The following is a 13,705-nucleotide window of genomic DNA, read 5'->3' as shown; positions in this document are numbered from 1 at the left end:
GCTCTTGTCTTTGTTCGGGATGCAAGCATCCGCGTTAACAGGAGCGCTAACGACAACGGAGTACCAGGAAAGGACTCGTCTGGGAGGGTGACTTTGCTCTGGCCAGGTTATCGCAGCGCGATAGAACGTGGGCAAGAGCTGGCAAATGCGCTTAAAGAGCGTGCGCGCCATACGGCGAGCAACAAGTTTTCTTCCATGATATTTTCCTCCTTTCTGTGCAAGTTAGTCAGAAAGGCAATATAGCATAGGTAACACTGCGCCGGCAGTGCCGGACATCAACCGCCGTGGCGCCTATGCGTCAAAAACAGCACGATGCACACGCCCAGCGCGATCAGCAGCACTTGCGGGATGGTTTCGCGCAAGGTGGCGCGGCGCTGCATCTGCGGCATCAGGTCGCTCAAGGCGATGTAGATGAAGCCGGACGAGGCGAACACGAGCACGTAAGGAATCAGATTGCTGGCGCGGTCCAGGGTGAAATAGCCGAGCAAGCCGCCCGCCACCGCCATCAGGCTGCACAGCAGATTGAAGATGTAGGCGCGCAGGCGCGAGAAACCCGCATTGAGCAGCACGATGAAGTCGCCGATTTCCTGCGGAATTTCATGCGCGATGATGGCCAGGCCCGTCACCAGGCCCAGCTTCGGGTCGGCCAGGAAGGCGGCGGCGATCAAAATGCCGTCCGTAAAGTTGTGCATGCCGTCGCCCACTAGAATCATCCAGCCGGACTTGCCCGCTTCGTGCTTGTCGTGGCCGTGCGCGTGGTGGTGGCCGTCGCCTTCGTGGTGGTGCGAATGGCGCAAAATCGCGAATTTTTCCAGCATGAAAAAGGCCAGCAAGCCCGCCAGCAAGGTGGCGAACAGGCTGCGCGGGTCCGCCTGCGATTCGAACGCTTCGGGCAAGGCGTGCAGCAGGGACGTCGACAACATGATGCCGACGGACAAGCTGACCATGCGCTCGACCACTTTGGAGAGGAATGCAAACGAAAAGATCGCCGCCGCGGTAATGCTGAACACGCCCGCGATCGTGGTCGCGAGCAAAATGGATATAAGGACGGGATCGATGATTTTCTTACCTCAAAATGGCGCCGGGTCACTGGCGCCCGCGATGCTGGCGTCTGGCCTGATGAATGCGTTGTTATCTATTGTTTAATTTTTTGCGCGTTTGGCGGCAGCGTCGCGCGATGAAGATGCAATTGTACTGCATTGGCGCGCACCGGGCATTTTACAGCCCGGTGCAGCTTGCGCGTCAATTTCTGGAAAATGCGGTATTTTTCTGTTGCGGCATCACGCCACGCCATGCTTTTTGAACCAGGCCAGGCAACGCGCATAACCGTCTTTCGCATCGGCCGCCACATAGCTGGGGCGGTAATCGGCATTGAAGGCGTGGCCCGCATCGGGATACACGACAAACTCGGATTGGTTGCCGCCCTTGGCCAGCGCATCCTTCATCTTGCCGATCGATTCCTGGCTGATGCCCGTATCCTTGCCGCCATACAAGCCCAGCACGGGGACTTTCAGGCTGGCGGCGATATCGATGGGATTGCTCGGCTGCAAGGCAGTCGGTTCGCCAACGAGGCGGCCATACCAGGCTACGCCCGCCTTGACGGCCGGATTGTGCGCCGCGTACAGCCAGGTGATGCGCCCGCCCCAGCAAAAACCCGTGATGCCCAAACGGCTCGTGTCGCCGCCATTCTGTTTCGCCCATGCAACAACCGCATCGAGGTCCGCCATCACTTGCGCGTCCGGCGTCTTGGCGATGATGCCCTTCATTAAATCGGCAATGCTGGCCACCTTGGTGGCATCGCCCTGGCGCACGAAAAGATCCGGCGCCAGCGCCAGATAGCCCTGCTTGGCGAAGCGGCGCGCCATGTCGGCGATATGTTCATGCAGGCCAAAGATTTCCGAAATGACCAATACCACGGGCAAACCCGTCTTGCCTTCCGGCTGGGCCGCATACACGGGAACGGCCTGGCCATCGACCATCACCGACATGCTGCCCGTGACGAGTCCGGCGGAATCCGTCTTGACGACGTTTTGCGCCGCCACGGGCAGCACGGCCACGGCAAAACCCGTGCCCAGCGCCACCTTCAGGAAACCACGCCGGCCGTCAGGCCCGGACAAGCTGCTCTGGCCCAGCAAACTTTCACAATCGGTGATCATGTCGCTCATGCGTTTCTCCTGAAAATGTTGTGTTTAATTAATGCGCTTCGTCCCAGTTTTTACCAATTCCCACCTCGGCCGTCAGCGGTACTTTCAGCGCGGCCACGCCCGCCATCAGTTCCGGCAGCTTGCGCTTGACCAGTTCCAGCTCGGCGTCCGGCACTTCCAGCACCAGTTCATCGTGCACCTGCATGATCATCTTCGTCTGCAAGTTATCCGTTTCCAGCCAGCCTTGCACGGCGATCATGGCCAGCTTGATCAGGTCGGCCGCCGTGCCTTGCATGGGCGCGTTGATCGCCGCCCGTTCCGCGCCCTGGCGGCGGGGGCCGTTCGGCGAATTGATTTCCGGCAGCCACAAACGGCGGCCGAACACGGTTTCCACGTAGCCGCGCGCCTTCGCTTGCTGGCGCGTGTCTTCCATGTACTGTTTCACGCCGGAAAAACGGGCAAAGTAGCGGTCGATATAGCTTTGCGCGGCCGTGCGGTCCACACCCAGGTTACCGGCCAGGCCGAATGCGCTCATGCCGTAGATCAAACCAAAGTTGATGACCTTGGCGTAGCGGCGCTGTTCGCTCTGCACTTCCGCGGCCGGCACGCCAAAGATTTCAGCGGCCGTGGCGCGGTGAATGTCGATGCCGTCGGCAAACGCGCGCAGCATGGCTTCATCGCCCGAGATGTGCGCCATGATGCGCAATTCGATCTGCGAATAGTCGGCCGAGACGATGTGGCTGCCCGGCGGCGCAATGAAGGCTTCGCGGATGCGGCGGCCTTCCGCGCTGCGGATGGGAATATTCTGCAAGTTCGGGTCATTCGACGCCAACCGTCCCGTCACGGCCACGGCTTGCGCATAGTTCGTGTGCACGCGTCCCGTCGTGACGTTGATCATCTTCGGCAATTTATCGGTATACGTCGATTTCAGCTTGGCCATGCCGCGGTATTCGAGCAGCACTTTGGGCAGCGGATAATCCTCGGCCAGCTTTTGCAGCACTTCCTCATCCGTCGACGGCGCGCCTGTCGGGGTTTTCTTGACCACCGGCAGTTTCAATTTTTCAAAGAAAATTTCACCGATCTGCTTGGGCGAGCCTAGATTAAACGGCTGCTCGGCCAGTTCATACGCCTTCTTTTCCAGTTCGAGAATCTTGACGGCCAGCTCGGCCGACTGGATGTTGAGCAATTCATCGTCGATCAGCACGCCGTTGCGCTCGATCTTTTGCAAGACCACGGCCGTCGGCATCTCGATCTTTTCATAGATGAAGGTCAGCTTCTCATCATTCGCCACATTGCCCCACATGGCATTGTGCAAGCGCAAGGTGACGTCCGCATCCTCGGCCGCGTATTTCGCCGCCTGCTCCACTTCCACCTGGTTGAATGTGATCTGCTTGGCGCCCTTGCCGCACACGTCCTCGAACGGGATGGTCGTGTAGTTCAAGTGGCGCAGGGCCAGGCTGTCCATATCGTGCTTCTTGTGCGATTCGAACACATACGATTCCAGCAAGGTATCGTGGGCGATGCCGCGCAACGTCACGCCGTGGTTGGCGAAGATGTGGCTGTCATACTTGAGGTTCTGGCCCAGCTTGGGCTTGTTCGCATCCTCCAGCCATGGACGCAGCTTCGCCAGCACGTGTTCGCGCGTCAACTGTTCCGGCGCGCCCGCGTAATCGTGGGCCAGCGGGATATAGCAGGCGGCGTGCTCTGCCACGGAGAGGGAAATGCCGACCATTTGCGCCGTCATCGGTTCCAGCGAGGTGGTTTCCGTATCGACGGCCGTCAAGGCCGCCGCATCGATCAGCGCGATCCATTTGTCCAGCTGCTCGTCCGTCAGCACGGTTTCATACACGGCGTCCACTGCCGGAGCGGCATCGGCAAACATGTCGCCCGTCGTGTTGGCGGCAGCGCCGCCAGTTGCCGGTGCGCCAACGGGGGACATCGGCGGCGGCGTAGCGCCCAGTTCGCGCAGCAGGGCCTTGAAGCCGTAGCGCTGGAAGAAGGCCAGCAGCGCTTCCTTGTCTTCGTGTTTCGCCACCAGCGAGTCGGCGATGGTCGTCATGTGTTCGGACAGGTCGCAATCGGTCTTGACGGTGATCAAGGCGCGCGCCTGCGGCAGCCATGGCAGGGCCGTGCGCAGGTTTTCACCCACGGCGCCGCCCACCTTGGCCGCGTTTTCCATCACGCCTTCCAGGCTGTCGTACAAGGTCAGCCATTTGACGGCCGTCTTCGGGCCGCATTTCGATACGCCCGGCACGTTGTCGACCGTATCGCCGATCAGCGACAGATAATCGATGATGCGGTTCGGCGGCACGCCGAACTTGACCAGCACGGCCGCTTCATCGAGCTTTTCATTGCTCATGGTATTGATCAGGGTCACCTGGCTGTTGACCAGCTGCGCCAGGTCCTTGTCGCCCGTCGACACCACCACGTCCATGCCGGCGGCGGCCGCCTGCACGGCCAGGGTGCCGATCACGTCGTCCGCTTCCACGCCGTCGACCATCAATATCGGCCAGCCCATGGCGCGCACGGCTTCGTGGATCGGTTCGATCTGCAGGCGCAGGTCGTCCGGCATCGAGGCGCGCGTGGCCTTGTATTCCGGATACATGTCATCGCGGAAAGTTTTGCCTTTGGCGTCGAAGACGCAGGCGATATAGGCGGCCGGGTAGTCGGCGCGCAGGCGGCGCAGCATGTTGACCATGCCGTGCATGGCGCCCGTGGGATAGCCATCCGGGCTGCGCAGGTCGGGCAGCGCATGGAAGGCACGATAGAGGTAACTGGAACCGTCGACTAACAGCAGGGTGTTTTGCATAATGCCAATAAAATAAGGTGAGCCGCGCCAGCCGGGAAGAAACAGCGGCGGGCGGGCGGAATATCGCCCAATTATCGCAGAGTTTAGGGCCGCGCCACCGGCCGCAACGCCTGCCGTTTCCGGCGTTTTTGCCACCCTGGCGGCCCCGTGCGGGCGCGCGGGCCGCCGCCGCCAGCCATTTCGGCACATTAATCAGCCGTATTAAACAGCATTGCCTACCAGTTTGTTACAATGCCTTATAGATAAATTGACGGCATTACACTACTGCACGCGCTGCAGTCCCTCACATGGAAGCGAACCCATCATGATGCGTACATCGACACTCTGGACATTCCTCGCCCTGCCCCTGCTGGCATGTTCGGCCATCGCCAGCGCCCAGACGCCGGCCAAACCGAGCGACGCGCCGCCACAACTGGAACGCATCGAGGAAATGGGCGAAGCGCCCATCACCGTGGCGCCGGCCGCGGCCAAGCAGCAGATTACCGAAAAACGCGAAGCGGGCGTGACGTCCGAAGTGAAAGTGACGAGCGGCGGCAGCACCTATTACATGAAGCCGGCCGCCGGCGGCGACCAGGCCCACAGCGGCGCCCTGCGCGGCCCGCAATGGAAAGTGCTGGAATTTGATCTGGGCAAGAAGAAACAGAAACAACGCGACGAAGAGGCCGCGGACGCGCCAGCGCCGCCCGCACCAGCGAAGTAAGCAGCCACTCTCTTCTGCCCTGCCCCGGCCACCTGCGGGGCAGCCGGCTTTTTTTGACCTTTTAGACCATTCCTCTCTTTCCCATGGCAGTTTTTACCGCGCTACACCTGGACGATATCGGCCAGTGGATCACGCAATTTCCACTCGGCAAACCTCTGGCGCTCAAGGGCATCGCGTCCGGCATCGAGAACAGCAATTTCTTCCTGAGCACGGAGCGCGGCGAGTATGTGCTGACGATCTTTGAAAACCTCAGCTTCGAACAATTGCCGTTTTATCTGCAACTGATGCGCCATTTGGCGGACCGGGGCGTACTGGTGCCGGCGCCGATCGCCAATGCGGACGGCGAACTGGTGACGGCCTTGCAAGGCAAGCCGGCCGCCATCGTCAGCAAACTCGACGGCAGCTCGCAGATGGCGCCGCAAGCCGTGCATTGCGCGGCCGTGGGCGCCATGCTGGCGAAGATGCACCTGGCGGCGCAGGACTTCCCCCTGCAACAGCCGAATCTGCGGGGCCTGGACTGGTGGAACACCACCACGCCCCTCGTCCTGCACCACCTCGACGACGCCAAAGCCCATTTGCTGCGCGCGGAAATCCACTTCCAGGACGCCTTTGCTGCCTGCGATACGTATAAAGCCATCCCGCGCGGTCCCGTGCATGCCGACTTGTTCCGCAACAACGTCATGTTTGACGGCGAACAACTGACGGGCTTTTTCGACTTTTACTTTGCCGGCTGCGACACCTGGCTGTTCGACGTGGCCGTCACCGTCAACGACTGGTGCGTGGACCTGGCCACGGGCGTGCTCGACACGGCAAGAGTGCGCGCCCTGCTCGACGCCTACCAGGCCGTGCGTCCGTTTACGCATGAAGAACAGACGGCATGGCAACCGATGCTGCGCGCCGCCGCGCTGCGCTTCTGGCTGTCGCGCCTGTACGATTATTACCAGCCGCGCGAAGCGGAAATGCTGACCCCGCACGATCCCACGCATTTCGAACGCATTCTGCGCGAACGTATCGCCACACCTGCTCCGGAACTGTTTTAAACATGGAAAAATTACCTGCAAGTACAGGTTGGCAATGGGTGAAACAAGGCTTCGCCCTGTTTCGCAAGCAACCTGGCGGCATGTCGATGCTGTTTCTCGGCTATATGTTCTGCATGCTGGCCGTCAGCATCGTGCCCGTGCTCGGCCAGATGCTGCCCGTCATCCTCGTCCCCGTCTTTTCCGTCGCCTTCGTGCAAGGCTGCCTGAACATCGACCAGGGCAAGCGCGTCTTGCCCAGCCTGTTGATCTCGGGCTTCCGCAAGCCGGCCTTTCCTTCCCTGTTCGGCCTGGGCGTGCTGTACATCCTGATGGCCATCGTGGCCATCGGCGCCTCGACTTTGGTGGACGACGGCTTGCTGTGGCAACTGGTCACGGGGCAATTGACGGAAGAAGCGGCGCGCACCGCCATCCCCGAATCGCGCCTGGGCCTCGGCATCTTGCTGGCCATCGTGCTGTACGTGCCGGCCGCCATGGCCTTCTGCTTTGCCGCACCGCTGATCTACTGGAAACAAACCGGGCTGGGCAAGGCGCTGTTCTTCAGCTTTTTCGCCGTCTGGCGTTCGCTGTCGGCCTTCATCGTCTTCGCCGCCACCTGGTTCGCCATCAGCGTCGTCACCAGCCAGTTGCTGGCCGTCATCTTTGGCCGCACGCCGCTGATGATGCAACTGATGATGCCGCTGTCGATGATTCTCACCATCATCATGCATTGCTCGTTCTACGCCGCCTACCGCCAGATCTTCGGCCTGCCCGTCGATGAGAGCAAGACGGTGTCGCTGGACAAGCCCAACGACTGATTTTCACGCCGCATGAAAAAAGGGCAGCCTGCGCAGGCTGCCCTTTTTTATGGCCGCTCGTGTCTCAACGCCCCAATCGCTCCAGCTTGGCGATGCCCAGGTCGAGCACCTTCATGCCGTGCTGGCCGAAATTGATTTGCGCGCGCGCATTGCCGCCGCCGCCTTCGATATTGACGATCACGCCTTCGCCGAACTTGGCGTGCGCCACGGATTCGCCGATGCGCCAGCCGCCGCCCGTGGCTTTTTGCGCGATCTTTTGCGCAATCGCATTGTCCGAACCCAGGCTGGCCAGCTTCGGCGCCTCGTCCCAGGCCGACTTGCGGTTGCCGAACCAGTTCGCCTGCACCTTCGGCGACAGCCATTTCAGCGATTCTTCCGGCAATTCGTCGAAGAAGCGCGACTTCATGTTGTAGCGCGTCTGGCCGTGCAGCATGCGCGTCTGCGAAAAGCTCATATATAAGCGTTTGCGCGCGCGCGTGATGGCCACGTACATCAGCCGGCGTTCCTCTTCCACGCCGTTGTCTTCCTTCGAGCTGCTTTCGTGCGGGAACAGGCCCTCTTCCAGGCCGGTAATGAACACGTTGTCGAATTCCAGGCCCTTGGCCGAGTGCACCGTCATCATCTGCAGCGCATCCTGGCCCGCCTGCGCCTGGTTATCGCCCGCTTCCAGCGACGCGTGCGACAGGAAGGCGGAGAGCGGCGACATCACGGCCGGCAGCGGCGCGTCGGCATCGAGGATTTCGATGCCGTCCTGGTTCACGACGGGCGCACCCGACTGCGCCTGGGCCGCTGGCCCCAAATGCGCGGGCGCGCCCTGGCCAAAACCTTCTTCGGAAATGAACTGGCTGGCCGCGCTGACCATCTGCTCCAGGTTCTCGATGCGGTCGGCGCCTTCCTTTTCATTCTGATAATGTTGCAGCAAGGTACTCGCTTCCAGCACCACTCTGACCATTTCCGGCAAGGACAATTGCTGCGTTTCGAAACGCACGCCTTCGATCAGCTTGACGAAGCCGGCCAGCACGCTGCCCGCCTTGCCCGCCACGTAGGGCACGGCCGCATACAGCGAAATGCCGTACTGTTCCGACGCGGCCTGCAATTGCTCGATCGAGCGCATGCCGATGCCCCGCGTGGGGAAATTGACCACGCGCAAGAAGGCCGAATCGTTGTGCGGATTGTCCATCAATTGCAAATAGGCAATCGCGTGCTTGACCTCGGCGCGCTGGAAGTAGCGCTGGCCGCCATACACGTGATATGGAATCGCGGCCGAGAACAGCGCGTGTTCGATCACGCGCGACTGCGCATTCGAGCGGTACAAGATGGCGATTTCACTGCGCGACGCGCCATCGGCGATCAGGCTTTTCGCCTCTTCGATGATCCATTGCGCTTCCTGCAAGTCGGAACTGGCTTCATACACGCGCACCTGCTCGCCATGGCCCGCGTCCGTGCGCAGATTCTTGCCCAGGCGCTTGCTATTGTTCGCGATCAATACGTTGGCGCTGTCGAGGATGTGGCCGTGCGAGCGGTAGTTCTGCTCCAGCTTGATCAAGTTCTTCACCTGGAACTCATGCTCGAAGGCACTCATGTTGCCCACGTTGGCGCCGCGGAACGCATAGATGCTCTGGTCATCGTCGCCGACGGCAAACAGGGCGCCGCCATCGCGGCTGCCGTGGCCGGCCAGCAATTTGAGCCAGTTGTATTGCAGGTTGTTCGTATCCTGGAACTCGTCCACCAAAATATGGCGGAAACGCGCCTGGTAGTGTTCGCGCAAGGGCTGGTTGCGGCTCAACAATTCATACGTGCGCAGCAGCAATTCGGCAAAATCGACGACGCCTTCGCGCTGGCACTGGTCGTCGTACAGCTGGTACAGCTCGACCATCTTGCGCTCGTGCGCGTCATACGCTTCCACATCCGTGGCGCGCAAACCCTGGTCCTTGGCGTTGTTGATGAAATACATCACCGTCTTCGGCGGGAATTTTTCATCATCGATGTTGTTTGCCTTCAACAAACGCTTGATCACGGACAATTGATCCTGCGAATCGAGGATCTGGAACGTTTGCGGCAAGGCCGCGTCGCGGTAGTGCGTGCGCAGCAAGCGGTTGCACAGGCCGTGGAAGGTGCCGATCCACATGCCGCGCGTGTTAATCGGCAGCATGGCCGACAGGCGCGTGAGCATTTCCTTGGCGGCTTTGTTGGTAAACGTCACGGCCAGGATGCCGGGCGGCGATACCTGCTGGGTCTGGATCAGCCACGCGATGCGGGTGGTCAGCACGCGGGTCTTGCCCGAACCGGCGCCCGCCAGGATCAGCGCATGCTGCGCCGGCAAGGTGACGGCAGCCAATTGTTCGGGATTGAGGTTGTGAAGAAGATTTTGCATGCCGTGATTATACCGGCATGGCTAAAAATACTGTGCATTTGTCCAGCGGTCGCGCCGGATTCGCCGCGTGCGCGCTACAATCGGCATCACTGCACAGCTGATGAAAACAACGCTCATGACACCTCCCAGCCACCTCGACGGCGCCCGCGTACTGGCCTGGGCCTGGTCCGACTTGCCTTTCGGCCATGTTGCCGCTGAAGATGGCGCCGCCCCCATCGCCATCCACGGCCTGGCCGTATGCCGCTACGGGGACGAAGCGCAAGTCTACCGTTTCAGCTGCGACGCGCGCTGGGACACGGTGCAGGATGACACATATGCCAGCGAGGACGACGCCAGGCAGTTGCCGGCGCAATACCGCGCCGTGGCTGCCGCGTGGCATACACCGTGAAGTACGCCATCCGCACAGCCAGCAGCGCCGACCTGCCCCTGCTGGCCCAGGTCGAGCGCAGCGCCGCGGCCCTGTTTGCGCAGGCCGGCCCCGGACTGGCGTGGCTGGCGCAGGGAGAACCCTTACCATTGAGCACCTTACAGGCGCTGCAGCGCGAGGGCGGCGTATGGGTGGCCGCCGATGGGCACGCTGAGCCGGCAGGCTTCCTGGCCGCCGAACCGCTCGACGGGCAACTGTTCATCGTGGAATTGTCCGTTGCCCTGCCGCATCAACGGCAGGGCGTGGGCGCGCGCTTGCTCGACGCGGCAGCGGCCCATGCCCGGGCGCTGGGCTGCGCCTGCCTGACGCTCAGCACGTATCGCCACCTGCCATGGAACGCACCCTACTATGCGCGCCATGGTTTCAGCGAAATCGGGGCTGCGGCGCTGGGCGCAGGCCACGCGCTCAAGCTGGCGCGCGAAGCGCAGGACGGACACGATCCGGCGCTGCGCTGCCTGATGCGCAAGCCACTGGCCTGCTAATTGAGCACATCCTTCAGCGCACCAGCTTGGCCTTGCCCTCGCTGAGCGCCTGGGCGATCACCTGGCGCGTGGTCTTGTCCGCGATCTTGACGACTTTTTCCTGCTGGCGGCCCAGGTCGCCCATTTGCTTGCCCAGCGCTTCCATCGGCTTGCCGCGCTGCTCCATCTGGCGCGACATTTGCTCCATTTTCTCGGCCTCGCGCTCGTGTACGTCGGCGATGCGGTCGTTGATCTCTTCCATTTTGTCCTGCGCATCTTCCATCTGCTGCTGCAGGCCTTCCACGTCGCGCTCGGCCGCGCGGCGCGCCGTGTCGCTCGTCGCCAGCGCCTGGCGGCGCGAGGCGTCGCCGAGCTTGCGGCCCAGTTCCTGCTGCTGGCGGCCCAGCAAGCGCAGCTGTTCCGATTCGCGCGCGCTGCCCTTTTCCAGGCTGCGGGCGCCCATCTTGCGGCCCATTTCACCCATGGCCTTGCCATGCGCGCCCATTTGATCGCCAAGCGCGCTCATCTCCTTGCCCAGCTGTTTCGAGGGTTCCCATGCCGTGCGCACCTTGCCCAGCAAGGCCGCATCCTGCAGCACATAGGCCTGCCCCTGGTCGCGGAACCACAGAAACGGCCCCTTGATCGAGCGCTTGAGTTTTTCCACCTGCTCCGAGTGAATATCGCTGTCGATGACGATGACGCCCTCGCTATCCCTGGTGCCATCGACCAGCGCATAGCTTTCGCCCTTGTCGAGCGAACGGCTGACCTGCACGCTGGGTGCGGCCGGCGGGGCCGGTGGCGCGGGCGGTTGCGGCGGCTGCACGGCCAGCGCGCTGCCGCCAAGCAGGATACCGGCCAGGCTGAGGATCAAACGATGGGAAGTGGTCATGGCTGCCTCGTCGCAAAAGTAGTGGAGCGTTGACTGTAGCGGCAAGCGGACCTGGCCTCCAGCGCCGTGCGACAGGCTGCAAAAAGACCTGCCTGGATGGCAAACACCGGCGATGGATGGCATGCCGGGCAAAAAAAAACGGAGGCCGCAGCCTCCGCAAAAACGCCGTGGTACGGCGTATTTCAATTAAATTTCAATTAATTAATACAGCACGACGGAGCGGATCGATTCACCGCTCTTCATCAAGTCGAAACCTTGATTGATATCATCGAGCTTCAGCCTGTGTGTGATCAAATCATCGATATTGAGCTTGCCTTCCATGTACCAGTCGACGATCTTCGGCACGTCCGTGCGGCCGCGCGCGCCGCCGAAAGCGGAACCTTTCCACACGCGCCCCGTCACCAGCTGGAACGGACGCGTGGAAATTTCCTGGCCGGCCGCCGCCACGCCGATGATGATGGACTGGCCCCAGCCCTTGTGGCAGCACTCGAGCGACTGGCGCATGGTGGTGGTGTTGCCGATGCATTCGAACGAATAGTCGGCGCCGCCGTCCGTCAGCTGCACGATGGTATCGACAACGTTTTCCACCTCGTTGGCGTTGACGAAATGCGTCATGCCGAACTTGCGCGCGATGGCCTGGCGCGCCGGGTTGATGTCCACGCCGATAATTTTGTCGGCGCCGACCATCTTGGCCGCCTGGATCACGTTCAAGCCGATGCCGCCCAGGCCGAACACGACCACGTTGGCGCCCGCCTCGACCTTGGCCGTGAACAGCACGGCGCCCACGCCCGTCGTCACGCCGCAGCCGATGTAGCAGACTTTATCGAAAGGCGCGTCTTCGCGGATCTTCGCCAGGGCGATTTCCGGCACGACGATGTAGTTCGAGAAGGTGGACGTGCCCATGTAGTGGAAGATGGGCTTGCCGTCGATGGAAAAGCGCGACGTCGCGTCCGGCATCAGGCCGCGGCCCTGGGTCGAGCGGATCGACTGGCACAGGTTGGTCTTTTGCGACAGGCAGAATTTGCACTGGCGGCATTCCGGCGTGTACAGGGGGATGACGTGGTCATCCTTCTTCAGGCTTTTCACGCCAGGACCCACGTCGACGACGATGCCGGCGCCTTCATGGCCGAGGATGGATGGGAAGATGCCTTCCGGATCGGCGCCCGACAGGGTGTAGTAATCGGTGTGGCAAATGCCCGTAGCCTTGATCTCGACCAGTACCTCGCCCTCGCGCGGGCCGGCCAGGTCGACTTCCTCGATGGTCAAAGGCGCGCCCGCCTTCCATGCAATCGCTGCTTTGGTTTTCATGTGTGTCCTGTGTATGGTTGAACCAGGCGCGCCAGCGCGCCGTATCGTCACATCATAACAAGGCAGGCGCCGACATGCCACGCCGGCGCCGGTGCAACGCTTACTTGAAACTCTTACTTGAAACTCTTACTTGGTTTTCGCCCGGTTCAAAAACGCGCCGTGCAAGCCGTTCAGGGTTTCCTCGGCCAGCAGCAGCTGGCTGGCGATTTCATTGATCTTGCGGCGGCTGGAGCGGGCGTGGTCGCGCAGCACTTCGAACGCCGTGTTGCGGTCCGTCTGGAACTTGCCCATCAGCAAACCGACGGCCAGGCTCGTTTCCCGGCCGGCGGCCAGGGCCGCGTTCAGGTTCAGCTCGGTGCGGCGCAGCTGGCGGATTTCATCGGCGCGCGCCAGGCCCGCTTCGAACGCCGGCATCAAGCGGCCTTCGTCGACGGGTTTGACGACATAGCCGACGGCGCCGTAGGCGGCCGCCTGCTTGCCCGATTCGCTGTCGCCGCTGCCGGACAGGAACATGAATGGCACGGCCGTTTCGCCGTGCAGGCGCTTGGCCAGTTCCAGGCCGGACATGCCCGGCATGTGGATGTCGAGCAAGGCCAGGTCAGGCTCGCGCTGGGCGATCAGCTGCAGCGCCACTTCGGCCGAATGGGCCAGGGCCGTCTCGTAGCCGGCATGGCGCAGGACTTCGCCAAGGAATTCCAACAGGAGCTGGTCATCGTCAACGATCAGGATAAGGCGTTTCGCGGCGGCTGGCTGACTCAT

The 13,705-nt window shown here is 61.8% G+C and carries 13 protein-coding genes; 5 read left to right on the top strand and 8 right to left on the bottom strand.

The features are described from left to right. Positions 1-275 precede the first annotated feature (275 nt). The 4 genes from NCG91_RS20765 to polA form a co-directional block, all read right to left on the bottom strand. Complete coding sequence (locus tag NCG91_RS20765) at positions 276-1,034, bottom strand: ZIP family metal transporter (protein ID WP_251351023.1); 759 nt, start codon at positions 1,032-1,034, stop codon at positions 276-278. 101 nt (positions 1,035-1,135) lie between these two features. After that, positions 1,136-1,294 (bottom strand): hypothetical protein, encoded by a 159-nt coding sequence (locus NCG91_RS20760; RefSeq protein WP_251351022.1) that lies wholly within the window; start codon positions 1,292-1,294, stop codon positions 1,136-1,138. Beyond that, on the bottom strand, positions 1,281-2,165 hold the full coding sequence (locus NCG91_RS20755) for a dienelactone hydrolase family protein (RefSeq protein ID WP_251351021.1): 885 nt from the start codon (positions 2,163-2,165) through the stop codon (positions 1,281-1,283). Before NCG91_RS20755 ends, NCG91_RS20760 begins: the two co-directional genes overlap by 14 nt. Positions 2,166-2,193: 28 nt before the next feature. After that, positions 2,194-4,953, bottom strand: a complete 2,760-nt coding sequence (gene polA, locus NCG91_RS20750) for a DNA polymerase I (RefSeq protein WP_251351020.1) — start codon at positions 4,951-4,953, stop codon at positions 2,194-2,196. 304 nt (positions 4,954-5,257) lie between these two features. Here polA and NCG91_RS20745 point away from each other — a divergent pair, with 304 nt between their 5' ends. From NCG91_RS20745 to NCG91_RS20735, 3 genes are all read left to right on the top strand, one after another. Next, positions 5,258-5,653, top strand: coding sequence for a hypothetical protein (locus NCG91_RS20745; RefSeq protein WP_070278239.1), 396 nt, complete (start codon positions 5,258-5,260; stop codon positions 5,651-5,653). Between the two features lie 83 nt (positions 5,654-5,736). Next, the gene (locus tag NCG91_RS20740; protein ID WP_251351019.1) at positions 5,737-6,693 is read left to right on the top strand and encodes a homoserine kinase; all 957 of its coding nucleotides are present in this window, start codon (positions 5,737-5,739) and stop codon (positions 6,691-6,693) included. A 2-nt stretch (positions 6,694-6,695) separates the two neighbouring features. After that, complete coding sequence (locus NCG91_RS20735) at positions 6,696-7,487, top strand: BPSS1780 family membrane protein (RefSeq protein WP_034784808.1); 792 nt, start codon at positions 6,696-6,698, stop codon at positions 7,485-7,487. Between the two features lie 64 nt (positions 7,488-7,551). Here NCG91_RS20735 and NCG91_RS20730 read toward each other — a convergent pair whose 3' ends face one another. Continuing rightward, positions 7,552-9,861, bottom strand: coding sequence for a UvrD-helicase domain-containing protein (locus NCG91_RS20730; protein WP_099665494.1), 2,310 nt, complete (start codon positions 9,859-9,861; stop codon positions 7,552-7,554). A gap of 100 nt (positions 9,862-9,961) precedes the next feature. Here NCG91_RS20730 and NCG91_RS20725 point away from each other — a divergent pair, with 100 nt between their 5' ends. Next, complete coding sequence (locus NCG91_RS20725; RefSeq protein ID WP_251351018.1) at positions 9,962-10,249, top strand: hypothetical protein; 288 nt, start codon at positions 9,962-9,964, stop codon at positions 10,247-10,249. Next, positions 10,234-10,770, top strand: a complete 537-nt coding sequence (locus NCG91_RS20720) for a GNAT family N-acetyltransferase (RefSeq protein WP_251351017.1) — start codon at positions 10,234-10,236, stop codon at positions 10,768-10,770. The genes NCG91_RS20725 and NCG91_RS20720 overlap by 16 nt, the downstream gene beginning before the upstream one ends. Positions 10,771-10,783: 13 nt before the next feature. Here NCG91_RS20720 and NCG91_RS20715 read toward each other — a convergent pair whose 3' ends face one another. From NCG91_RS20715 to NCG91_RS20705, 3 genes are all read right to left on the bottom strand, one after another. Beyond that, positions 10,784-11,638, bottom strand: a complete 855-nt coding sequence (locus NCG91_RS20715) for a hypothetical protein (RefSeq protein WP_143451388.1) — start codon at positions 11,636-11,638, stop codon at positions 10,784-10,786. Positions 11,639-11,839: 201 nt separating this feature from the next. Further along, the gene (locus NCG91_RS20710) at positions 11,840-12,946 is read right to left on the bottom strand and encodes an S-(hydroxymethyl)glutathione dehydrogenase/class III alcohol dehydrogenase (RefSeq protein WP_034749160.1); all 1,107 of its coding nucleotides are present in this window, start codon (positions 12,944-12,946) and stop codon (positions 11,840-11,842) included. Between the two features lie 126 nt (positions 12,947-13,072). Further along, positions 13,073-13,705 carry an ANTAR domain-containing response regulator gene (locus tag NCG91_RS20705; protein ID WP_034749164.1) on the bottom strand — a complete coding sequence of 211 codons (633 nt, stop codon included), beginning with the start codon at positions 13,703-13,705 and terminating at the stop codon, positions 13,073-13,075.

The sequence above is a fragment of the Janthinobacterium kumbetense genome, from assembly GCF_023703445.1.
In the GTDB taxonomy this organism is placed as follows: Bacteria; Pseudomonadota; Gammaproteobacteria; order Burkholderiales; family Burkholderiaceae_D; genus Janthinobacterium; species Janthinobacterium kumbetense.
Note: the sequence above shows the minus strand (reverse complement) of the source record. Positions and strands in the feature narration are given on the sequence as shown.

Bases quoted from the DNA above. Each gene is read 5' to 3' on its own strand.
- NCG91_RS20730 (WP_099665494.1), bottom strand. From the start codon at position 9,861: ATGCAAAATCTTCTTCACAACCTCAATCCCGAACAATTGGCTGCCGTC.
- NCG91_RS20745 (WP_070278239.1), top strand. From the start codon at position 5,258: ATGATGCGTACATCGACACTCTGGACATTCCTCGCCCTGCCCCTGCTG.
- NCG91_RS20740 (WP_251351019.1), top strand. From the start codon at position 5,737: ATGGCAGTTTTTACCGCGCTACACCTGGACGATATCGGCCAGTGGATC.
- NCG91_RS20705 (WP_034749164.1), bottom strand. From the start codon at position 13,705: ATGAGTCAGCCAGCCGCCGCGAAACGCCTTATCCTGATCGTTGACGAT.
- polA (WP_251351020.1), bottom strand. From the start codon at position 4,953: ATGCAAAACACCCTGCTGTTAGTCGACGGTTCCAGTTACCTCTATCGT.
- NCG91_RS20710 (WP_034749160.1), bottom strand. From the start codon at position 12,946: ATGAAAACCAAAGCAGCGATTGCATGGAAGGCGGGCGCGCCTTTGACC.
- NCG91_RS20735 (WP_034784808.1), top strand. From the start codon at position 6,696: ATGGAAAAATTACCTGCAAGTACAGGTTGGCAATGGGTGAAACAAGGC.
- NCG91_RS20715 (WP_143451388.1), bottom strand. From the start codon at position 11,638: ATGACCACTTCCCATCGTTTGATCCTCAGCCTGGCCGGTATCCTGCTT.
- NCG91_RS20760 (WP_251351022.1), bottom strand. From the start codon at position 1,294: ATGGCGTGGCGTGATGCCGCAACAGAAAAATACCGCATTTTCCAGAAA.
- NCG91_RS20725 (WP_251351018.1), top strand. From the start codon at position 9,962: ATGAAAACAACGCTCATGACACCTCCCAGCCACCTCGACGGCGCCCGC.
- NCG91_RS20755 (WP_251351021.1), bottom strand. From the start codon at position 2,165: ATGAGCGACATGATCACCGATTGTGAAAGTTTGCTGGGCCAGAGCAGC.